We start from the raw sequence: 20,957 nt of genomic DNA, 5'->3' as shown, positions 1-20,957 counted from the left end.
TGAACAGGCCCGATTCGGCCAAAATGCGGTGTGTCTCACAGCGGCACCCCTGAAAGAGGTGCGCTGGGCCAGCTGCCTAGCGGCCGCCGTCGTACTCTGGACCCTCATCCGGAACCGAATCCGGAACGGCCTCCACTACTGCCCGCTTGGTCCGCTTGACGCTGATCCGGTCCAGAACCAGGGCGAGGATCGAGAACAGGATGACGCCGCCGGAAACGCAGGCCACCAGGAAGAAACCGAAGACGGTGCTGGCGTCGAAGGCGGGGTCCGCGGGGCGGCCGTACGCGATGAAGGCGGCTGCGATTGCACCCACAATCGCACCGAGGATCATGAACGGAACGAACCTGGGTGCCCGGCGAACTGTAATTTCGCGGCGGGCAGTGCCATTTCCGGATGGTGCGTTGGTGTCCTCAGAAGCCATGCCTTCCAGCCTACCGTTCCCTGTTTGTGTACAGATAATGCCCCTCGGATTGCTCCGTAGGGGCATTATTTGTACACAAGTTCGGCAGAGTCAGCTGCCGCGGTACGTCGAAAACGCGAACGGGCTTAGCAGCAGCGGCACGTGATAGTGCTCACCGGCGTCCGAAACCGTGAAGTTCAGGTCCACTTCCGGGAAGAACGTTTCCGTGCCAAGGCCCTCGTAGTAATCGCCAGTGGCGAAGTTCAGACGGTAGGCGCCGCCGGGAATCCGCTCCGGACCGAGATCCTTGATGCGGCCGTCGGCGTCGGTCTCGCCCTTTGCGACCAGGGTCCAGCTATCGCCTTCGCGGACGTAAAGTACGACGGCGACCCCAGCCGCCGGGCGTCCGGAACCGGTGTCCAGGATGTGCGTAGTTACCTGTGAAACGGTCATGAATTTTCTCCTTCGCTGATCACGCCTGCGAGTCGCAGCAATGCTATCTCGCGCAGCTGGCCAGCCACGATTACGTCTTCTTCTTCGGGGGTGTGGGTGAGCCGCTCCTGAAGGGAGCCGAGGATCTCCTCGGCGCTGCGTCCTGCCGCGCGGATCAGGAAGACCCTGCCGAACTTCTCTTCGTAGGCGCGGTTTCCCTCTGCGAGGGCAGCGGCCGTGCCGTCGTCGCTGGGGTCCACTCCGGACTGTTCCGAACGGGACATGGCCGCTTCGGTGGTTTGGGCCTTGGGCCGCTCGCCGATCCGGGGGTGGTGGGCCAGTGCGGACTCCACCTCTTCCGGCGTGAACGGCTCGGCAGCTTGGCGGGCCTGCCCCAGCAGTTCGTCGACGCTCGTGAAGGGTCGGGCGTCCGCGACGTCCTCAACCCAGCGGCTGATATCCAGGCAAGGGGTCAGGGTCCTGATGGCCTCGTCCCGGTCAACACTGTTGAATACTGCAAGCTCCATGCTTGTGTCATCCTCGTGCAAATGCTGGCATCCATGGTGTGGGCTATGCGGAACTCCTGCTTTCCGGCAGGAGGAAGCTTGCTTCTATTGATTCCGCATCATGGAACTGTTATTTCAGCATACGTAAATAGTTAAGCCGAGCACTTAGGCTGGTGTCAAGAGAGTACCGCGCCGGAGCGCCGCGTTCTCACAGTCAGGTAGAGGCGGTGCGCCGTAATGACTAAGGCAAGCCAGGCTATCCCGAGAATCCAAGCGGCCAGAACATCAGTGAGCCAGTGGTGCCCGAGGTAGACACGACTCAAGCCCATGGTTGCGGCAAACGCCGATGCCACCACCACCGTGATGATTCTGGCCTTTGCCGTTTTGAGGCGAAGAATGATCAAGTAAGCCACGATTCCTGCGATCACGATTGAATTCAGGGAGTGGCCGCTGGGAAACGACGGCGATTGCTCGTACGGCGGAATTGCGTCCGCGAGGTCAGGGCGGGTGCGGCCAAACAGAGGCTTGCCCAGGACAGTCATGAGGAGTGAGCCCAAGCCCGCCGTCAACATCAGGATGACAGGAGTCCAGGAGCGACGCTTCGTGGCCAAGGCGATCATGATCCCCACCGCGATAATGGGCATGCCAACCGTGCCGCCAACATTCGTGTATGCAGTGACGGCGAGATCCAGCGCGGGGGAGCGAACGGACCTGGCGGCGTCAAGGACCGGATGGTCAAGGCCCGCAACCCCGTCGGCTTCAGTGACCGACTCGTAAACCTCACCAAAAGCCACAGCGAGGGACACGGCAATGACAAGTCCCACGGCCAACGTGATGATCAGCGCCGCATACGGGCCCAGCAGTGTGGTGATCCACTGTGCAGCTCCCGCCAGGACGCGGCCTACCGGGGATTTCCACCGTGTGAGGTCCTGCCCTGCGACGAACCGGTCCTGGCTGACCTCGCCGCGGACGCCCTGCTCCGGTTGCTCTTTTCCTTCAGTCGTCACCCTTGTCCCCTCACCGTGGCGGCCTCCGTAGTGGTGAGTAACCTTAGCAGTTTGGGCTTGGGGCAGCCGATGTGGCTCGCCCCGCACCGCACGCTGGGGCAGAATGACGAGAACCAGCTGAAGGAGTTCGCACATGCCAGACATATTGACGTCCAGGTTCCTGTTCGGTCCCGGCCCGAGCAACTGCTACCCCGAGGCCATGGCCGCGCTGGCCTACCCGGTGCTCGGGCATTTGGATCCCGTCTTCATCGAACGCCTGGACCGGACGTGCGAGGGGCTGCGGGCCGTCTGGGGTACTTCGAATGCGCGCACGCTCCCGCTGAGCGCCACAGGTTCAGGCGGCATGGAGGCAGCATTCGTGAACACCGTCTCCGACGGCGACGTGGCAGTGATCGCTGTCAACGGACTCTTCGGAGCACGCATGTGCGAGGTCGCCCGGCGGTGCGGCGCAACTGTCGTCCGTGTTGACCATGAGTGGGGCCAGCCCGTTGATGCTGACCGCGTGCTCGCGGCACACCCACATCCCAAGGTGATCGCCGCCGTTCACGCCGAGACTTCCGTCGGCGTTCTCTCCGACATCGCTGCGCTGGGCGCAGGCAAGGGCGACGCCCTGTTGATCACCGACGCCGTGACGTCCATCGGCGGACTCGAACTTCGGGCAGACGACTGGGGGATCGACGTCGGATATGCCGGGACTCAAAAGTGCCTGGGCGTGCCACCAGGGCTTTCGCCGTTCACGGTCTCGGACCGGGCCTTTGAGCGGCGTATCAAGGATCCGCGCTCGTGGTACCTGGATATCGGCTTGCTCGGTGGCTACGTAGGGGCGGCGAGTGGTGCCCGCACGTACCACCACACCGCGCCGGTCACCATGATCGCCGGCCTCGAAGCCGCGCTGGACCGCATCCTCGCCGAGGGGCTCGACGTCGTACAAGCCCGCCACCGCGCTGCCGGCGCTGCGCTGCAGAGTGGCCTGGAGGACATGGGACTTGAGCTGTTTGCCGCTGAAGGCGCACGGCTGCCGAGCCTCACCACCGTGAAGGTACCCGACGGCGTCAACTCGGCTGCCGTCCGTGCTTACCTCCTCGAGAACTTCAGTATGGAGATCGGTTCGGGCGTGGGCGAGTTCGCGGATACTGTCTGGCGCATCGGAATGATGGGGCCCAACGCAAACATCGCCTCGGTGACCTTGGTTCTGGGCGCACTGAAAGAGGCCATCGACAAGGCGTAAGTGAGCGAGCATCCCACGAAAACCCGTTGGATGTGAGCGAGCATCCGTACTTCCGATGTTCTCTCACTTCCTGACCGGTTTCGCCGGATGTTCTCTCACATCATGCCGGCGCCGACGATCACTCGGTGACGTGACCGGCGTCGTACGCCAGAGTCGCCGAAGCCGGGGTGGTGCCATCGGCGGGCTGGATCGAAGCGATTGTCAAGAGGCCAGCCCCCGGAAGGGCGACCGACTGACCTGCGCGGAAAGCCTGCTTTCGTTCCTGTTCGGCGGTGCGGATCCAGAACTGGATGGCGGGAGCACCGTCGGCAATTCCGATCTTCACAACCCCCACCCTGACGCCGTCAAACGTGGGCTGCATGCCTTGCTTGACTGTAACCAGCTGTTCCACGGTCATCCTTACTTCACGCCCACGGAGTACACGGAGTCAAAGTTTTCCTTGTACTCATCCTCGGTCAGTTCCAGGGTGCCGGCCTTCGGCTCGCCGTCCAGCTTGCCTCCGGCCGGGCCCCACGGGTTGGCCAGAACCACAACTTTCTCGCCGTCGTCGTTGGTCTTTACGTCCACCACTATGTAGGCGTGGTTGGGGACGACATCCGTGCGGCTGACCTCGTCCGGCTCCCAGAACCAGTCAAAGTCGTCGTCCTTGACGTCTTGGGTGCCAACCGAGACCGCCTGACCGTCAGCTAGTTTGTCTTCGATCTCGTCGAGGTCCAGTTCGCCGTCCTTATCCGCGGACTGTCCCGTCATGAGCTCCATTGCATCGTTGCTGAACCCGCCATCAATGTCATCGTATGAACCGCCACGGTGCTCGGCCGCAGCACGTTCATAAATGGAAAGCCAGTTCGGCTGGCCGTCGGCGCCCCGGACTCCACCTCCAGTGGACTTGGCCTCCACCGTCACTTCGACGGGTTCCCCGTCTTCGTACAGAGTCACAACCCAATGCGTTGGAGGGTCTCCCACGGGACGCATGTGGGAGGCAAGGAACTCGTCGAGTTTGCCTTCGCGCTCCAACGTCTGTGCCACAGAGCCTATGCCCGCCAAGAGCCAGCAGTCGCCGATTTGCCCTTGGTGGATATCGCTCGGATCGCCCGCATCGGGATCTTTACGGACGTCGCCTGGAACATCTACATCCGAGGTATCAGGATCCAACGGCCCCGGATCGCCGGGAGGATTTGAATCCTGTTTGCCTGCGTCACCGCTACGGCTGCCTTCCGAACTGGTCTTGTCCTGCTCGTCTGCATTGCGGCTCAGTTCGTTGGCCTGGCTTTGCAACTCGCCGGAAATCAGCTTCAGCATGGGGCGGTGCTCCGACTCCCAAGCCGCCCGGAACATCACTGCGTCGCGGCCCTCCCACGGCGCGCTGGATATGAGCTGGCCCAATTCCAGCGAAAGCGTGCTCATTTTGTCCGAATGCCGGGACATTGTCTTGGCGAGCGCCCGAAGTTGATCAACGTCAGCACCGTAGAATCCCGGCATCTGTCTGTCCCCCTATGTTTGACGCTGAAGCCTAAGCCAAGTTATCTGTGAGGAGCTGCTCATGGCGATGGGTAGAACTTCCCCTTAGCTCGCCGGAAGCTCCGTGGGGTCGCAGGTCTTGGAATCCACGGGAACGTTCATGCGCAGATATGCCGGGTTTTTGGACTCAAGGATTACTGTGGCACCGGTTCCGTCCGTGCTGCGGGTTACTGTCCATCCGCCGGGAACTGCATCAATTCCATCGAAGGCGGGGAATTCGTGCCGCTTAAGGATGGGATCGGCCGTAGCGAAGACGGCTTCAAAATTCTTGGATGGCTCCACAATATCTGCACTGCTCTTCATGCTCGCCGGGTGAAATATGCACCGGCCGTCGCTCGCCAGAGCCATGGTGGCAGGCTTGTCCACAGCCCAGGTGATTGCCGGCATCGTCTTCTCCAATGCCGCGATCAGATCCCTGCGCAGGGCGTCGTACTTTGTGAAGCTCTCTGCAACCGGGGCAGGCTCGGCAGTCACCGGAGGGGGACTGCTGGGTTCGGTATGGGGGCCGTCAGGAGCGGAGCAGCCCACCATGATTGCCGCCCCAAGTATCAGAGCACCTGCCAGTACTTTCCGTGCAGTGCGGCCCTTTCGGCGGTCCATGTCATCCCCCAGTTTCATCAAGCCCTCGACGCCGGGCCTCACGGAATGCTTTCACAGTTGCGTCATGTCTGGCGATGGGCAGAACACCACACCCCGCGACCCAGGGTCGTGGGATGTGAGCGAGGATCGCCCGAAAAGGCGTGGGATGTGAGCGAGGATCGCCCGGAAACCGGTGGGATGTGAGCGAGGATCGCCCGAAAAGGCGTGGGATGTGAGCGAGGATCGCCGGAAAAGGCGTTGGATGTGAGTGAGGATCGCCCGAAAAGGCGTTGGATGTGAGCGAGGATCAGGTGTTGCGGGTCAGGATCCACGTGTTGGTGCCGTCCTGGCGTTCGAAGGTCACGGTTGTCACCAAGGCCTCGATGAGCGCAAGGCCCCGCCCGGATTCTGCGTCCTCGTCCGGCATGTCGGACTGCATGTCTTCAGCGAAGGGCTCGCGGGCGTTGAACGCACTGACCCTGGCCACCAGGCGGGTGGGCCGGACGCTGATATCCACACCGATCTCCACGGGCTTCTCGCCCACGGGAAGGGCGTGTTGCACGATGTTGGCGGCGGCTTCAATGACTGCGGTGGTGAAGGTCATCCGGTCCATGTCAGGGACGAAGGAGGCGTCGTCCCACAAGGCATCAATTTCGCCGTGGATGGCATCGATTGCTTCCTCGTTGGACGGCCCGTGGTAGCCCCTGCGTGCGATGACCTCAGTCATTTCCGAACGCCTCCTCGGCTGAGGAGTACGCGGTCAGAACGCGGTCCATGTTGGTAAGTTCCAGCACCATTTTGACCTGGGGCTGCACGCCGGAGATCCGCAAATCGCCACCTGCCTGTCGGGCCGCTTTGAGGCAACCGATGAGGGCTCCGAGGCCGGAGGAATCCATGAAGTCCGTTTCTGCAAGGTTCACTACAACGCGGCTGGATCCACCAGCCACAACCTCTGCCACTAGTTCCCGCAGCTTCGGAGCGGCCACCATGTTCAACCGGCCGACGCTCTTCACCTCCGCGTAGGAGTCTTTGACCTCGTAGCTAAACTGCATCAGCATTCCTCTCTTCGGGGCGTCCAGGACCTTCCGGACCCGCCAATTCCTCAGGGACAAAGCCCTTGTACAAAACTGCCTTGACCAGGACGCTCAGGACCACAAGGTCGAAGGCTACCCACGCTACATTCACCAGGGTTCCGAGGGGCTCCGACAGGCCAGAAAGAAGCCGGGCAAGCCCAACAACCAGTGCAAGGGCAAGCAATGCAGCAACGATGATCTGTGGACGAATCAGGCTCCAACTGGGGCCGCCACTCTGTCTGGCCTTGGGGGTGACGGCGAATCCGAGGGGACGCCCGAACCAGACGTTGCGTGCCGCCGTCGTGCAGGCCTTGATCCACGTGGGGAACAGAGCGAGGCTGTACTGCTGCCCGCGCCAGGTGGGGATCCCATGCCCGGCGATGACGAACAGCATCTGGTTTACCACCATGAACGGGATGAAACGGATGAAGAAGTCGAAGCTCAGGCTGGTCACCGGAAGGATGCCGAGCGTCAGATAAATGATCGGGGCCGCAAAGTAGACGACGGCCGCGAAGCCGCTCAGGTAGCTCCACATGGTGGAGAAGTACATGAGCCGCTGGCCCCAGGTGAGGCGGCGTTGGACCAGAGGGTTCTCGCGCAGGAGGACCTGCATGGTGCCTTGGGCCCAGCGAAGGCGTTGGGTCAGCATGGTCTTGATGTCCTCGGGAGCCAGCCCGTTCGCCAGGACTTCGTGGTGGTAGACGCTCTTCCAGCCGAGGGCGTGCAGGCGCATCGCGGTAGCCATGTCTTCGGTGACGGAGATCGTGGCCAAGGGCATGATCGGCTGGGCTTCGCCGGTTCGTTCCACGGAAATGGCATCCAGGACTGCATGGACCGATTCGAGGGCGCCCAGCGGTGACCAGTCGCGTCCGGACATCCGGTCGACGGCGTCACTCGCCACTGTTGTGACACCAGACTCGCCGACGTGGGCCAGTTCCATGGCGGCGATTTCTTCGAGGTCGGATTGGAGCGCTGAGAAGTCGGCGGCCACGAGCGTGCGCACGGCGTCGTCCACTTTGCGGCGCACACGGTACGTGATCTCGCTCAGGGAAGCCCCGGCTTCGAGCTCCTGCTGGGCGTTTTCGGTTGCGGCTTCCACCTCGTTCAACATTTGCTCGACCAGCGGGTTTTCAGCCTCGGGCGATCGCCGGGCCTTCTTAATAGCGGTGCGGGACGCAGCCAGAGCACGGCGCACACTCTTCTCGGTGGCCTTGACGTAGCCCACCAAACCAAGCTGCATGAGGGCTTCCCTACGCAGGATGGCGTTGGAGCCGCAGAAGAACGCCGCGTTCCAGCCGTCCTTGCCTTGCTGGATTGGCCCATAGAAGAGGGGAGCCTGGCTGCCCAGAGGATCGTCGGCGGGAACGTTGACGAAGTACTGGGGCGTTTGGACCAACGCCACACGGTCATCGTTGAAGTAGCCCAATGTCTTGTCCAGGATGTCCGGCTCGGGGATCTGGTCGGCGTCGAGAATCAACAGGTACTCGCCCGATGTAATCATGAGCGCATTGTTCAGGTTCCCGGCTTTGGCGTGCCGCGGCATGTCCGGTGTCCAATCGGCACCGCGGGTCACGTAGCCGATTCCGTTCGACTCGGCGAGCTCGCGCATCTCAGGGCGGTCGCCGTCGTCCAGGATCCAGGTACTGTGCGGCCAGCGGATGTCCTTGGCGGCGAGGGCCGTCGTCATGACCAGGTCCAGGGGTTCGTTGTACGTGGTGATGAAAACGTCCACCGTAGCAGTGTCCGGTGCCGCGGGCGGTGGCTTGCGGATCTTCAGGTTCCACACCGTCATGCCGAAGAGCATGACGTCAATGAGGCTGTAGGTCTCGGCAATCACCAACGGAACAGCGATCCACCACGCTTCCCAGTTCAGCGAAGCCAGCCAGCGCCACGCCACGTAGTTCACGCCCAGAATGACCGTTAGGACAACACAAAGCCGAGTCCAGAATCGCGTCACGTTCCCCCTTTTTTCGTGGCTAGTACCGGATGATCTAAGCAACTCCGCTGTGGTTGCGTTCCAGCCCTGCATCGAGTGTTGGGTGAACCCCACGCCGTCGGTGAACCACGACGGCGGTCACGTCATCTTCCGCTGTGTCCGCCGGTGCCAGCTCAAGCAGGGCAGCGCAGACGTCTTCCGAGGTGCCCCCGCTCCGCGCCGCCTTCTCTACGTTCCTCACAAACTCTTCAAGGGATTCGTGCGCGTCGAGTACGCCATCGCTGACGATCACCAGCGAATCGCCGGGCTCCAATTGCAGTTCCGCGGCCGGCCATTGCTGTCCGTCCATAATCCCGACGGGTGGCCCCGCGGAAACCAACCTCCGTGCTGCCCCCTCGGCCGGGACGTGCAGCCCAAGTCCATGACCGGCGTCGACATAGCTGAGCCTGCCCGAGGCACTGTCCAGGCGCGCATGGAACATGGTCACGAAGGACCCTGACTGGTCCAGGTCGGAGGTCAGCGTGGCGCTGGCGGAGCCGAAGGCGTCAGCAATTGCCGGGGTATCCGCCACGGACCTCATGACGGCGCGGACGGTGGCCGCTATCAAGGCCGCGCCCATGCCTTTGCCCATGGCGTCGGCGAACGTCAGGTGCATGCCGTCGCTGGTCTGGTACCAGTCGTAGAAGTCCCCACCCACGCTGCGCGATGGGCGGAAGGCGCCAGCGACGTCGTAATCGTTCAGCCGCACCGTTTCCTGCGGGAGGAGGCTTGTCTGCACAACCGCAGCGCGGGCGAGTTCGTCAGTCTGGCGGGTGTCCTCCGCGGGCGTCCGTGCCCTGCGGAACAGCGCCCGGATGCGGGCCTGCAGTTCCTTGGGGCTGAACGGTTTGTTAATGTAATCGTCCGCGCCGGTGTCCAAACCGGTGAGCCGGTCAACCTCGTCGGCACGGGCCGTGAGCATCATGATGTAAGCGTCCGAGAATTCCCGGAGGCGCCGGCAAACTTCCATGCCATCGATGTCCGGGAGGTTGATGTCCAGCGTCACCAGTTCGGCATTGGTATTACGGACAGCCTCGACGCCGGAAAGACCGTCGGGCGCTTCGGTCACCACGAAATCGAGCTGCTCAAGGACCAGAACGAGGAGGCCACGGATGTCGGCGTCATCTTCGATGACTACAGCATGGCGTGGGGACGCGGTTGAGACCATGGCTCCATTAACTACTGCCGCGGAGCTTTTGTCACGTTTAGTAAAGGTACGTGTAACGCCCGCTCACAATAGTGGGCGGGCGTTACAAAATTTGTGCAGTTATGTGCGAGAGGGATTGCCCTAAAGCCGCAGGATGTGCGAGAGGGTTAGACGCCCAGCTCTTCCTTCAGGGCCTGGACGTGGCCCTGGGCGGAAACCTGGTACTGGGTGTGCTTGACGGTGCCTTCGCCGTCGAGCACAACAGTGGAGCGGACCAGGCCCTCGACGATTTCGCCGTCAACCAGCTTCTCGCCCCAGGCGCCGTAGGCAAGGGCCACGGAGTGGTCCTCATCGGAGAGCAGCGGGAAGGTCAGCGCAAATTCGCCAGTGAACTTTGCGAGGGCCTCGGGGCCGTCCGGGGAGATCCCGATGACGTCGTAGCCGTTGCCCTGCAGGCTTGCGAGGTTGTCGCGGAAATCGCAGGCCTCGGTGGTGCAGCCGGGGGTGGCTGCCTTGGGGTAGAAGTACACAATGACGTTGCGTCCGCGGTAATCGGACAGCGAGACCTTGGTGCCGTCGGCGTCGAGCAGCGCGAAGTCAGGTGCTTGCGTTCCGACGAGGAGTTTCTGGGTCATGGCGATCCTTTACGTTTCACCGGCTTGCAGCCGGCATGCATTTAAAACAACAGCGGTCATTCGAGAATTGCGGTGCATTGATCTTTTACAACAGCGAAATCAGATGCTGTATTCCGCAGGTCCGCGCACTGTGGCATAAGGCCCTGGCACGAACTGGTAGCCACCACCACGGACGGTGGCGACAGTGTGGCGGGCGCTTCCGAGCTTCCGCCTCACCCTTCCAACATAAACGTCAATGGAGCGAAATGCCGCGCCGGGGAGGTCAAATGACTCAAGGAAACGTTGCAATTCTTCACGACTGATGGCCCTGGAGCAGTTCACCACGAGGTAGCGCAACAGCTTGTATTCCATGCCAGTAAAGGCAACCGGCTCGCCGTCGAGCAGTACTACTTCAGCCGCGAGGTCGATTGCAAGTTGACTACGGCGCCCGGCCAACATGACGGGCTCGACGGCGGTACTGCCGCTTCCGATCCGACCCCGGCTCACGGACTCATCACCCTCGCGTTCGGAGGTGATTCGTCCGTTCGACGGGGAGTTTCCGTCAGCCAGTGCGTCCGCGAGGGACACCGCGTCCGTCCCGAAAGGGTGGGTACCGGCGTCGGCGGCTTCCTGCGGAGTGCCGCCCCAGGAAGTATCGCCGACGCCGGAGTGTTCTGCCCCGATGGCGGGCCAGATGCGGACTTCCGCCTCCGGGGCAAGTTTCATGGCCCGGGCCAGCACAAGGCGTGCTGCCCGTTCCCAGACTGCAGGATCAATCTCGTCGCCCTCGGCCGGGTTGACCCAAAGAGCAAGGCCACGCGCGCTCAGGCCGGGCTGTGTCTTGAGTCCCGGCCGCCGACCCATGGCCCGCGCTGCGGGGTCACGGAAAGGCGGCGGCCCGTAGGCATTGACTGCCATGACGGTGGACCCTAAACGTTGCCGCGGCGGAGCAGTTTGCCGCCGGGGTTCTGGCCATCGATCGGGGTGCCGCGCAGGTAAGTTTTGCGTACGACGCCGGCCAGGGGACGGCCGTCGTACGGCGTGATCGGGTTCTTGTGCTTGAGCTTGGTGACGTCCACAACGAAGGCCTCGTCCGGGGCGAAGATGGAGAAGTCGGCGTCGTAGCCCAGGGCGAGCTGGCCCTTGTTGTGCAGGCGGGCCAGGGCGGCAGGCTTCTCGGCCATCCAGGAGACAACCTGCTCCAGCGGGATACCGCGGTGGCGGGCTTCGGTCCAAATCAGGGACAGGCCCAGCTGCAGCGAGGAAACGCCGCCCCATGCCACTGCGAAGTCGCCGTTTTCCAGGTCCTTCAAGTCCAGCGTTGAGGGGGAGTGGTCCGAGACGATGCAGTCGATGGTGCCGTCCTGGAGGCCCTTCCAAAGGAGCTCGCGGTTGGAGGCCTCGCGGATAGGCGGGCAGCACTTGTACGCCGTGGCGCCGTCGGGGATTTCCTCGGCCATGAGCGTCAGGTAGTGCGGGCACGTCTCAACGGTGAGGTTGACGCCGTCGCGCTTTGCTGAGGCGATCATCGGCAGCGCGTCCGAGGAGGAGAGGTGCAGGATGTGGGCCCGGGCGCCGGTCCAGCGGGCGCGCTCGATGACCTCGGCGATGGCCTTGTTCTCGGCGCCCCGGGGGCGGGAGGCAAGGAAGGTCTCGTAGTGGTCGCCGCCGGGGTGCGGGGCGCGGTCGATCGCGTGGGAGTCCTCGGCGTGCACGATCATGAGGGAGTCGAAGGACTTGAGCTCAGCCATGTCCTCTTCCATCTCGTCCGCATCCAGATGCGGGAACTCGTCCACGCCCGAGTGCAGGAGGAAGCACTTGAAGCCGAAAACGCCTTCGTCATGCAGGGGGCGGAGGTCCTTCTTGTTGCCCGGGATGGCACCACCCCAGAATCCGACGTCCACGAATGCCTGGTCCTTGGCGACCACGCGCTTCTGCTCCAGGCCGTCCACGGTGGTGGTGGGCGGGATGGAGTTCAGCGGCATGTCGATGATGGTGGTGACACCGCCGGCGGCTGCGGCGCGGGTGGCGGAGGCGAAGCCTTCCCACTCGGTGCGGCCGGGCTCGTTGACATGGACGTGTGTGTCCACCAGGCCGGGGATGAGGGTTTCGTCGTCTGCGAGTTCGATGACCTCGTTGCCCGTCAGGCCGTTGCCCAGGGGTTCGATGGCGACGATGATGCCGTCGCGGATGCCAACTTCGCGTGCTGCGAGGCCGGCGGTGGTCAGGATGCGCTGGCCCCGGATAACGAGGTCATAGGCGCCGATTGCTTCAGACATTGAGGTACTCCTTGTTGTCGGGGTTGCCGGTCCGCTCCGCCAGGTACACGCCTATGTGCTTACCCAATTGTTCAAGCAACGGACCTGCTTCAGCGATACATTTTTGGACATCTTTTTCCAGATCGGTCAGTGCGTGGACCGTGTGGAAGCCGGCATCCGTGAGTTGTTCCCGGCTCAGGGTACTCCGGCCGCACACGGCGATCACGGGAACCCCGGCTTTCTGGGCTGCTCTGGAAACGCCCATGGGGGTCTTGCCGAGCAGGCTTTGTTCGTCCAGGCTGCCTTCTCCGGTGATCACCAGGTCGGCGCCCTTCAGTCTTTGTTCAAGGTCAGTGAATTCAAGCACGACGTCGATACCCGGCCGCCGCTCTGCCTTCAGCGACGCGATGGCAATGTAGCCAACGCCTCCTGCTGCTCCGGCGCCTTCTGCCTTGGCTGCGTACTTGGCCTGCTGACCGGTGGTTGCAGCGAGGACGTCCACGAAGTGGCTCAGGGCTTGATCGAGTTCGGTGACGTCGTCCGGCGTCGCGCCTTTCTGCGGACCGAAGATGGCTGGGGCTCCGCTGGCCCCCAAAAGGGGATTGTCGACGTCGGACGCCAACACGAACTCCGTTGCCTCGATACGGACGTCGAAGTTTGCGAAGTCGATGCTGTCTATATTCGCGAGTGCCGCACCGCCGCCGGGGAGCTCGTTGCCATTCTTGTCCAGAAACACGGCGCCGAGGCCCTGCAGGACTCCCGCGCCAGCGTCGGTGTTGGCGCTGCCGCCCACACCCAGAATGATCTTGCGGCAGCCGAGGTCCAGCGCGGCGCGGATGAGTTCGCCCGTGCCGATGCTGGTTGCGGTTTTCGCCGTCTCTGACGTGGGGCCGTCCGGGAGGAGGGCGAGACCGGAAGCCGCCGCCATTTCGATGACAGCTTCCGTATTTTTGATCGCAAAATCAGCCTGCACGGGTTCGCCCAGCGGGCCGGTGACGGTGGTGGTCCGGCGGGTGAAGCCGGAACCGATGGCGGCGTCGATGGTTCCTTCGCCGCCGTCGGCTACCGGAATGCGTGTTGCCTCAAGGCCTGTTTGGCCGAAGCCTGCCAGCAATCCTGTTGCGAGATGCCTGGCGACGTCGGGCGCGGACAGTGAGCCCTTGAATTTGTCCGGGGCGATGACAACACGCATTCCGGTGCCTCCTTTTCCTTTAAGCCTTGGCGAGGATCGCGGTGGGTGCGTCCGCCGCGGTCTCTGCCAGCTCTTCGAACTCGTTCACGCCGTTGATCTCAACGCCCATGGAGATGTTGGTGATCTTTTCCAGGATCACTTCAACAACCACGGGAACCTTGAACTCGCCCATCAGTGCTTTGGCCTTGTCAAAAGCGGCAGGCATGTCGTTCGGGTTCTCAACGCGGATGGCCTTGCAGCCCAAGCCCTCGGCAACCTTGATGTGGTCAACGCCGTAGCCGTTGGTCTCCGGGGAGTTGATGTTCTCGAAGGCCAGGGACACGTTCTGTTCCATGTTGAAGCCGCGCTGGCTCTGACGGATCAGGCCCAGGTAGCTGTTGTTCACCACAACGTGGATGTACGGCAGGTTGAACTGCGCGCCCACGGCCAGTTCCTCGATCATGAACTGGAAGTCGTAGTCACCGGACAGGGCAACAACGGTGGCATCCGGGGTTCCCCTTACAACACCCAGTGCTGCCGGAGCGGTCCAACCCAGCGGGCCAGCCTGGCCCGCGTTGATCCACTTGCGGGCACCGAACACGTGCAGCATCTGTGCGCCGGCGATCTGCGACAGGCCAATGGTGGACACGTAGGTGGTGTCGCGACCGAAGGCCTTGTTCATCTCCTGGTACACGCGCTGCGGCTTGATGGGCACGTTGTCGAAGTTGGTCTTGCGGTGCAGGGAGCCCTTGCGCTCCTGGCACTCGGCAACCCAACCCGAGTAGTCCGGCAGGGTCTTGGCCGCCTGGCGCTCGCGGGCCAGCTCCAACAGACCGTCCAGCGCCGCACCGGCGTCGGACGCGATGCCCAAGTCCGGCGAGAAAACGCGACCGATCTGCGTCGGCTCGATGTCGATGTGCACGAACTTGCGGCCGGCCGTGTAGGTGTCCAGGCCGCCGGTGTGGCGGTTGGCCCAGCGGTTGCCGATGCCGATCACGAAGTCGCTCTGCAGGAACGTCTCGTTGCCGTAGCGGTGCGAGGTCTGCAGGCCAACCATGCCGGCCATCAGCTGGTGGTCGTCCGGGATGGCGCCCCAGCCCATCAGGGTGGGGATAACCGGAACGTTCAGGATCTCGGCCAGTTCAACCAACTGAGCGGATGCGCCAGCGTTGATGATGCCGCCACCGGCAACGATCAGCGGGTGCTTGGCCGAGGTCAGCATGTCCAGGGCCTTTTCCAGCTGCTTGCGGGAAGCCTTGGGCTTCTCGATGGGCAGGGGCTCGTAGGTCTCGATGTCGAACTCGATCTCGGCCATCTGCACGTCGATGGGCAGGTCCAGCAGGACCGGGCCCGGACGACCCGAGCGCATCAGCTGGAACGCCTTCTGGAAGGCGCCGGGAACCTGGCCCGGCTCCAGGATGGTCATGGCCATCTTGGTAACCGGCTTGGCGATGGACTCGATGTCCACGGCCTGGAAGTCTTCCTTGTGCAGCTTGGCAACGGGTGCCTGGCCGGTGATGCAGAGCATGGGGATGGAATCTGCCCAGGCTGCGTACAAGCCCGTGATCATGTCAGTGCCAGCGGGGCCCGACGTGCCGATGCAGATGCCGATGTTGCCATCAGCTGCGCGGCTGTAACCGTCAGCCATGTGGCTGGCGCCCTCAACGTGGCGGGCCAGCGTGTGGCGGATGCCGCCGTGGGCACGCATTGCGGAATAGAAGGGGTTGATCGCTGCGCCTGGCAGGCCGAAAGCCTCGGTGGCGCCTTCCTTTTCCAGGATGGCGACTGCCGCGTCAACGGTGCGCATCTTAGCCATGGTGTACTCCTTGTTTTTGCCCTTTTCGGGCGAAGTCTGTGGTGTTTTTGGGTGTGGTTAGGGAGCCGCCGTCGTTTAAGTACGACGGCGGGTTCCCTGCTTTGTTGCTGTGTTGCCTCTTGGGCGGCTGGGTTACTTCCGGCCGCTGAGCTGGAGGACCTGCTTGAAGAGGCCCGAGTGGTCGAGGCCGCCGTCGCCCTGGTTGACGGTTGCGGCGACGAGCTGGGCGACTACTGCGCCGAGCGGGACAGCGACGTTGGCTTCGCGGGCTGCGGAGGTGACGATGCCGAGGTCCTTGTGGTGGAGGGCCAGGCGGAAGCCGGGGTCGAAGTTGCGGTCGAGCATCTTCTGACCCTTCTGGTCCAGGACCTTGGAGCCGGCCAAGCCGCCGCCGAGGACCTTCAGTGCTGCGTCGGTGTCTACGCCGTAAGCCTCGAGGAAGGCGATGGCCTCGCCGAGGACCTGGATGTTGACGGCCACGATCAGCTGGTTTGCTGCCTTGACGGTCTGGCCGGAGCCGGACGGGCCGACGTGGACGATGGTCTTGCCCACTGCGTTGAGGACATCCTGTGCTGCCTCGAAGTCTGCAGCTTCGCCGCCGACCATGATGGACAGAACGGCGTCGATAGCGCCCTGCTCGCCACCGGATACCGGGGCGTCGAGGGGACGGATGCCTGCTGCTACTGCATCTTCGGAGAGGCGCTTGGCAAAGTCCGGGCGGATGCTGGAAGCATCGATCCAGAGGGTGCCCTTCTTCGCGTTGGCGAAGACGCCGTCCTTGCCGCTGACTACGCCCTCTACATCGGGGGAGTCCGGGACCATGGTGATGACGACGTCGGCGTCCTTGACTGCGTCCGCGATGCTGGTGGCACCCTGGCCGCCTTCGGAGACGAGCTTGTCGATCTTGTCCTGGCTGCGGTTGAAACCGGTGACCGTGTGGCCGGCCTTGACGAGGTTGATGGCCATGGGGAGGCCCATGATTCCGAGGCCGATGACTGCAACGTTGCTCATTGTGGTTCTCTTTCCGGGGAAGTCTGTGTGTGTTAACTCAGGTGTGCTTACCCAACTAGGTCGCATTTGTGCGCGTTTTCAGGGTTCTAAACGCGCTCTGCTGCTACTTAGTTAGGCGTACGGTGCTTAGTTGGCGTTGGCGCGCTGGCGGATGGCCCAGCTGAAGGCCGTTTCCTGCGGTTCCTTGTACTCGAGGCCGATGTAGCCGCCGTAGCCGAGTTCGCGGCTGCGGGCGATCCATTCACCGAGGGGGAGTGTGCCGGTGCCGGGGGCGCCGCGGCCGGGGTTGTCGGCGATCTGGATGTGGCCGAAGTCCTTGGCGTGGTTCTCGATGACAGATTCGACGTCGTCCCCGTTGACTGCCAGATGGTAGAAGTCGGCGAGGAGCTTGACGTTCTGTGCCCCGGATTCTGCCTTGACGCGGGCGATGACCTTGAGTGCGTCTTCGGCGGTGAGGAGCGGGTACTTGGGTGCGCCGCTCACCGGTTCGAGGAGGACGGTTCCGCCAATACGTGCGACGCCGGCCGCTGCGGTTGCGAGGTTCTCGGCACCAATGGCGTCCTGTTTCTCAGCCGATTCGCCGTCGATGCGGTTGCCGTAGAGGGCGTTGAAGGCCTTGCAGCCGAGGCGCTCGCCGATGCCCGCGACAACGTCGATGTTGTCCTGGAACTCGGTGGAGCGTGCGGGCCAGGAAACCAGGCCGCGGTCGCCGCCGGGCATGTTGCCAGCGTTGAAGTTCAGGCCCGTGAGCTGAACGCCGGCGTCCTTGATGGCAGTTTCAAACTCGGTTACTTGTGCGTCGCTGGGGACGGAGGTCTCGAAGGGCCACCAGAACTCGACGGCGTCAAAACCGGCTGCCTTCGCGGCGGCGGGGCGCTCGAGCAAGGGCAGCTCCGTCAGGAGGATGGAGCAGTTCACTGTGTACGTCATCGTAGGTCCTTCCGAGGAGGGGCTTTGATCTATCTTCCCGTGCGCTTGGCTTGGCCTGCTTGGTCTTGGCTTCGTTTCCGCTTTGTGGAATTTAGATTCTGCTTTATGAAAAGTTTAGGGAAGGTGCGGGTGCGAGTCAAGGGGGTGGGTGGGGAGGCCAGGGTTTGGGATACCAACACGTGGCTGTGAGTCCTTGCATGCTGCGAGAGTGTCGACGATGCCTCAAACGTGGCCGCGTAGAGGTCCAGGATGAGCGGAGATTCAAGATATGCTCATGGATGCAGCCAGCCAGTTGTCTTGCGTCCTATAAATCGTCAGTGGTTCAGCGGAGGATGTAGGAACGTCGACAGTAAGAAGCCGGAGGTAGTCCGTGAGCAACCTAATTGAGATTGATGACGCGATCATCCTTCTGCTTGGGACGCGCGTTGCCGGCGCGCGACCAGGTGAAATTCAAGGGATCACCCGTCTCGAGAAGCTCGTGTTTCTCCTGGAGCGCGAAACATCAAGTAAGACTTGGCTGTCGCAGGACGCTGGATTTGAGCCTTACAATTTCGGGCCGTTCTCACAGAAGGTATATCAGGCTGTAGATATGCTTGCGGCCGCCCAATTGATTGAGGATTCATCGTCCCCTTCGGCGGATGTCACTGACACCTGGGAGCAGCGTGAGGGGATCGGTCTCGACACTGGCTCGGCCGGGCAGAGCAACGATCCGTACCGAACCCGTGATTTCAAATTGACGGAGCGTGGGTGGAGGTACTTCGAAGCGCTGACGAGGGAGTTGCCAAATGGTGCGGTTACCGAACTGCAGCAATTCAAGCGTCAGTTTGGATTCCTTCCGTTGCGACAGCTGATTCGCTACGTTTATACGCGGTATCAGGAATACACTACGAAGTCCAAAATTCGCAATGACATATTGGGGCCAAATACGTGACGCTGCATCTTGAGGTCGCGGCGGCAGCGTCGCAGTTACCTGACCCAGCCTGGGGGTTCGGATTTGGAGGCGCAGTCTTCATCTTGAGCGTTCCTGCTACGTGGGCGAGCATGCACCTCCGTGGGAAAACCCACTTGAGGTTGCGGAAGCCCGTAGATATCGCCTTCGCTGGACTCACTGAACGCGCCGTTGAAAAGTTGCAGGATCTTCAAGCCCGTTTGAATGCGATGCTCCCGGACCCCACCACGCCCTTTAATCCCAGCGATGTCGTCGTCGACCCCTCTTCAGTGCACAAGCCGGTAAAGCTTGGAATTAGGGCTCTCAAGGAGCGCAATTCAATCCATCGTCAATTCCGGTGGATACTTCGGGTTTGCTCGGTATTGAAAACAGTGACCATAGCTTTCACTACCATGGTCCTCATTTCTACTGCACTGTACTTCTTCACTTTTGTGAACACTTGGCTTTGGCAGGCATCCTGTTGGACTACGGCTGGTGTATTCGTCATTGCAGTGATACTTGTCGCTTCGTATGGGATCCTCGATGCTAGAATTCAGCGGTCCATTGAGCACGCGGATCCAATAGAGGACACCCCGGTCGGTGTTGCTTCGTGATGGTCTTCATCGAGCATGATAAGGCCTTCGACACGAGTGGTGAATCAAGAATGATGCCCGACCTTGTGAACTGGCTTAGGCGTTCGCGATGGGTTAGAGATGATTCCATTATCGTTCGCGAACTTCCAATAAATGGACGTCGGGCTGATCTTGTCACCATGACGAAATCTGGGGTTATCTCGACTTTTGAACTTAAGCTTGGCGGCTTCAATCGAGCCTTGGAGCAGGCGGTCTATAATCGGCTCAGCGTTGATCGCTCGTGGATGGTTTTGGGAAGTAGCCCTCGCGCTAGCAATGTGGAGGAAGCAGTCAGGTTCGGTATTGGGATCATTGCAATCAACGAAGGCCAATTGAAAGTTCTGTGCCGACCTGGCGCACCCGGGTTTGATCCTGAGGCGAAACGAAGAGTGGGGGCTCGGTTGAGCGAGATTGGAGTGGTTTGTGTTTGAAGGGTTTCAGCACTATTTGAGCTATGGTTCAACGGACCAGCAGACCGTTCGGGATCTCTCCGAGTACTTTAATGGCTTGCTTGTTCCGGGCACAATTGCTGCATTCCAAGCAGAAGGAACTAAGGGTTTCGTGCTTTCCTTATCGGCTCGTTCCGCGGAACCATACGTTATCGACTCCCGATTTCCCCTGTTTCAGAACCGCTTGCAACGCCCTAAAAAGTCCCATCAGATGCTGGCGGACTTGCTTGGTGTCCCATCGTTGGTAAGTCAATTCATGACTCCTGATCCGAACAATTTCAGTGATGCAACCATCGAGCAGATCTCATCCAATTGGATTGATTTTAATGTTGGGTTTGAAACTGTCCAAACGAAAACATTCGATAAGTATGCCGCCCGATTAGGCGAAAAAGTTCTCCCTGAGAATCGGCAAGATCCTCTCTATATTCTCCCTCCTTACACAATGGTTGGAAGTGCTGCAGACAATTGGGAAAGTGTCTCTCAGCGCATCTGGGATGCATCGCAATCGTATGCCAAGGCTAGAAGCGTCGATGACAAGCTCAGGCGAGTTATCGCTGCAAGTTCGGCAATTGAGTGGGACCGACTTGCCTCTACGTCTGTCGAGCAGGAAATTGTTGCTTGGATCAGTAACCTTGACGAGTTTAAGTTGACCTCTGAAGCGGAACTCGTGCAGTACGGACAGGCTCTAACATCAGCCATGGGTAGGGGGCAGCGCGTGTTTGCCCTCTATGGCGGGTTTTTTTCGGTGTTGCTTTCGCGATATGGGCTTACTGGTTCGTCTCATGGAATCGGGTTCGGCGAGCATCGAGACTGGGTGGAGCTTCCGAGTTCAGGAGCACCTCCTGCTCGCTATTACGTTCCACGCCTTCATCGCTACGTGGGGGTTGATATTGCGACAACAATTTGGCGCCAGTTTCCAGAATTAGTTTCTTGCGATTGTTCGGAATGCAATAATGACTCACCTTCTACTCTGGATTACCACTCCTTGATGCGCCACTCGGTCCGTGTGCGGAATAAGGAGATAGCAGGGTGGCTAGACCTACCTTCAGCTGAAGTTTCTCATCTGCTTGATCGTGACTACCTTGCCTTCCGAGCAGCGGCCCAGAGCCTAGCGGCGCCTGCGAATGTTGCCAAAAAAGTGGAAGAGTCGTGCGCGCATCTCGCCATGTGGTCGAGAGTTATCCAGACCCTGGGCTAGGACCAGTTCTGGCTCCGGGACTTCGTGGCCTTATCTCGCCCTCCAGCTAATCTGAGGAGAGCCGGTGGGGCCTGGAGATGTGCCG

Annotated in this window: 23 protein-coding genes; 5 read left to right on the top strand and 18 right to left on the bottom strand. The window is 61.5% G+C overall.

Going from position 1 to position 20,957, the window contains the following annotated elements; all coding sequences use genetic code 11:
- Positions 1–76: 76 nt before the first annotated feature.
- The 4 genes from LDN82_RS19085 to LDN82_RS19070 all read right to left on the bottom strand — a co-directional run bounded on the left by LDN82_RS19085 (position 77) and on the right by LDN82_RS19070 (position 2,345).
- A complete protein-coding gene (locus LDN82_RS19085; protein ID WP_224165441.1) occupies positions 77–421 on the bottom strand; it encodes a hypothetical protein in 345 nt (114 codons plus the stop codon).
- Positions 422–511: 90 nt separating this feature from the next.
- Positions 512–853 (bottom strand): hydroxyisourate hydrolase, encoded by a 342-nt coding sequence (gene uraH, locus LDN82_RS19080; protein WP_224089084.1) that lies wholly within the window; start codon positions 851–853, stop codon positions 512–514.
- Positions 850–1,359, bottom strand: a complete 510-nt coding sequence (gene uraD / locus LDN82_RS19075; protein WP_224165440.1) for a 2-oxo-4-hydroxy-4-carboxy-5-ureidoimidazoline decarboxylase — start codon at positions 1,357–1,359, stop codon at positions 850–852. Before uraD ends, uraH begins: the two co-directional genes overlap by 4 nt.
- A 155-nt stretch (positions 1,360–1,514) precedes the next feature.
- Positions 1,515–2,345 (bottom strand): phosphatase PAP2 family protein, encoded by an 831-nt coding sequence (locus tag LDN82_RS19070; RefSeq protein ID WP_224165439.1) that lies wholly within the window; start codon positions 2,343–2,345, stop codon positions 1,515–1,517.
- A 133-nt stretch (positions 2,346–2,478) separates the two neighbouring features.
- Between LDN82_RS19070 and LDN82_RS19065 the strand changes: the two genes are divergently transcribed.
- The gene (locus tag LDN82_RS19065) at positions 2,479–3,573 is read left to right on the top strand and encodes an alanine--glyoxylate aminotransferase family protein (RefSeq protein ID WP_224165438.1); all 1,095 of its coding nucleotides are present in this window, start codon (positions 2,479–2,481) and stop codon (positions 3,571–3,573) included.
- A gap of 118 nt (positions 3,574–3,691) precedes the next feature.
- Here LDN82_RS19065 and LDN82_RS19060 read toward each other — a convergent pair whose 3' ends face one another.
- The 14 genes from LDN82_RS19060 to LDN82_RS18995 all read right to left on the bottom strand — a co-directional run bounded on the left by LDN82_RS19060 (position 3,692) and on the right by LDN82_RS18995 (position 17,665).
- A complete protein-coding gene (locus tag LDN82_RS19060) occupies positions 3,692–3,964 on the bottom strand; it encodes a hypothetical protein (protein WP_224165437.1) in 273 nt (90 codons plus the stop codon).
- A gap of 8 nt (positions 3,965–3,972) precedes the next feature.
- A complete protein-coding gene (locus LDN82_RS19055) occupies positions 3,973–5,052 on the bottom strand; it encodes a C2 family cysteine protease (RefSeq protein WP_224165436.1) in 1,080 nt (359 codons plus the stop codon).
- A gap of 84 nt (positions 5,053–5,136) precedes the next feature.
- On the bottom strand, positions 5,137–5,691 hold the full coding sequence (locus LDN82_RS19050) for a hypothetical protein (RefSeq protein ID WP_224165435.1): 555 nt from the start codon (positions 5,689–5,691) through the stop codon (positions 5,137–5,139).
- Between the two features lie 286 nt (positions 5,692–5,977).
- Positions 5,978–6,397 (bottom strand): ATP-binding protein, encoded by a 420-nt coding sequence (locus LDN82_RS19045; RefSeq protein WP_224165434.1) that lies wholly within the window; start codon positions 6,395–6,397, stop codon positions 5,978–5,980.
- Entirely contained in the window at positions 6,390–6,722 is a 333-nt protein-coding gene (locus LDN82_RS19040) for an STAS domain-containing protein (RefSeq protein WP_224089065.1), read from the bottom strand. Before LDN82_RS19040 ends, LDN82_RS19045 begins: the two co-directional genes overlap by 8 nt.
- The gene (locus tag LDN82_RS19035) at positions 6,712–8,700 is read right to left on the bottom strand and encodes a glycosyltransferase family 2 protein (protein ID WP_224165433.1); all 1,989 of its coding nucleotides are present in this window, start codon (positions 8,698–8,700) and stop codon (positions 6,712–6,714) included. The genes LDN82_RS19040 and LDN82_RS19035 overlap by 11 nt, the downstream gene beginning before the upstream one ends.
- A 34-nt stretch (positions 8,701–8,734) precedes the next feature.
- Positions 8,735–9,886, bottom strand: coding sequence for a SpoIIE family protein phosphatase (locus tag LDN82_RS19030; protein WP_224165432.1), 1,152 nt, complete (start codon positions 9,884–9,886; stop codon positions 8,735–8,737).
- 146 nt (positions 9,887–10,032) lie between these two features.
- Positions 10,033–10,500, bottom strand: a complete 468-nt coding sequence (gene bcp, locus LDN82_RS19025) for a thioredoxin-dependent thiol peroxidase (RefSeq protein ID WP_224165431.1) — start codon at positions 10,498–10,500, stop codon at positions 10,033–10,035.
- Between the two features lie 99 nt (positions 10,501–10,599).
- Positions 10,600–11,397: a winged helix-turn-helix domain-containing protein gene (locus LDN82_RS19020; protein WP_224165430.1), complete on the bottom strand. Its 798-nt coding sequence runs from the start codon at positions 11,395–11,397 to the stop codon at positions 10,600–10,602.
- Positions 11,398–11,408: 11 nt separating this feature from the next.
- Positions 11,409–12,758, bottom strand: a complete 1,350-nt coding sequence (gene allB / locus LDN82_RS19015; RefSeq protein ID WP_224165429.1) for an allantoinase AllB — start codon at positions 12,756–12,758, stop codon at positions 11,409–11,411.
- Positions 12,751–13,929, bottom strand: a complete 1,179-nt coding sequence (locus tag LDN82_RS19010) for a glycerate kinase (protein ID WP_224165428.1) — start codon at positions 13,927–13,929, stop codon at positions 12,751–12,753. Before LDN82_RS19010 ends, allB begins: the two co-directional genes overlap by 8 nt.
- 19 nt (positions 13,930–13,948) lie before the next feature.
- Entirely contained in the window at positions 13,949–15,724 is a 1,776-nt protein-coding gene (gcl, locus tag LDN82_RS19005) for a glyoxylate carboligase (RefSeq protein ID WP_224165427.1), read from the bottom strand.
- 132 nt (positions 15,725–15,856) lie between these two features.
- Entirely contained in the window at positions 15,857–16,735 is an 879-nt protein-coding gene (locus LDN82_RS19000) for a 2-hydroxy-3-oxopropionate reductase (protein WP_263422271.1), read from the bottom strand.
- 126 nt (positions 16,736–16,861) lie between these two features.
- Positions 16,862–17,665, bottom strand: a complete 804-nt coding sequence (locus LDN82_RS18995; RefSeq protein ID WP_224165425.1) for a TIM barrel protein — start codon at positions 17,663–17,665, stop codon at positions 16,862–16,864.
- Positions 17,666–18,035: 370 nt separating this feature from the next.
- Here LDN82_RS18995 and LDN82_RS18990 point away from each other — a divergent pair, with 370 nt between their 5' ends.
- Genes LDN82_RS18990 through LDN82_RS18975 form a run of 4 tightly spaced genes read left to right on the top strand, consistent with a single transcriptional unit; the run spans position 18,036 to position 20,872 of the window.
- Positions 18,036–18,596 carry a hypothetical protein gene (locus LDN82_RS18990; protein ID WP_224165424.1) on the top strand — a complete coding sequence of 187 codons (561 nt, stop codon included), beginning with the start codon at positions 18,036–18,038 and terminating at the stop codon, positions 18,594–18,596.
- Positions 18,593–19,207, top strand: a complete 615-nt coding sequence (locus tag LDN82_RS18985; protein ID WP_224165423.1) for a hypothetical protein — start codon at positions 18,593–18,595, stop codon at positions 19,205–19,207. Before LDN82_RS18990 ends, LDN82_RS18985 begins: the two co-directional genes overlap by 4 nt.
- The gene (locus LDN82_RS18980; protein WP_224165422.1) at positions 19,204–19,656 is read left to right on the top strand and encodes a hypothetical protein; all 453 of its coding nucleotides are present in this window, start codon (positions 19,204–19,206) and stop codon (positions 19,654–19,656) included. Before LDN82_RS18985 ends, LDN82_RS18980 begins: the two co-directional genes overlap by 4 nt.
- Positions 19,649–20,872 carry a hypothetical protein gene (locus LDN82_RS18975; protein WP_224165421.1) on the top strand — a complete coding sequence of 408 codons (1,224 nt, stop codon included), beginning with the start codon at positions 19,649–19,651 and terminating at the stop codon, positions 20,870–20,872. The genes LDN82_RS18980 and LDN82_RS18975 overlap by 8 nt, the downstream gene beginning before the upstream one ends.
- The last annotated feature ends 85 nt before the right edge of the window (positions 20,873–20,957 follow it).

Origin of the sequence: Arthrobacter sp. StoSoilA2, assembly GCF_019977195.1 — a bacterium.
Classification (GTDB): domain Bacteria; phylum Actinomycetota; class Actinomycetes; order Actinomycetales; family Micrococcaceae; genus Arthrobacter.
This window is presented reverse-complemented; position numbering and strand designations above follow the sequence as displayed.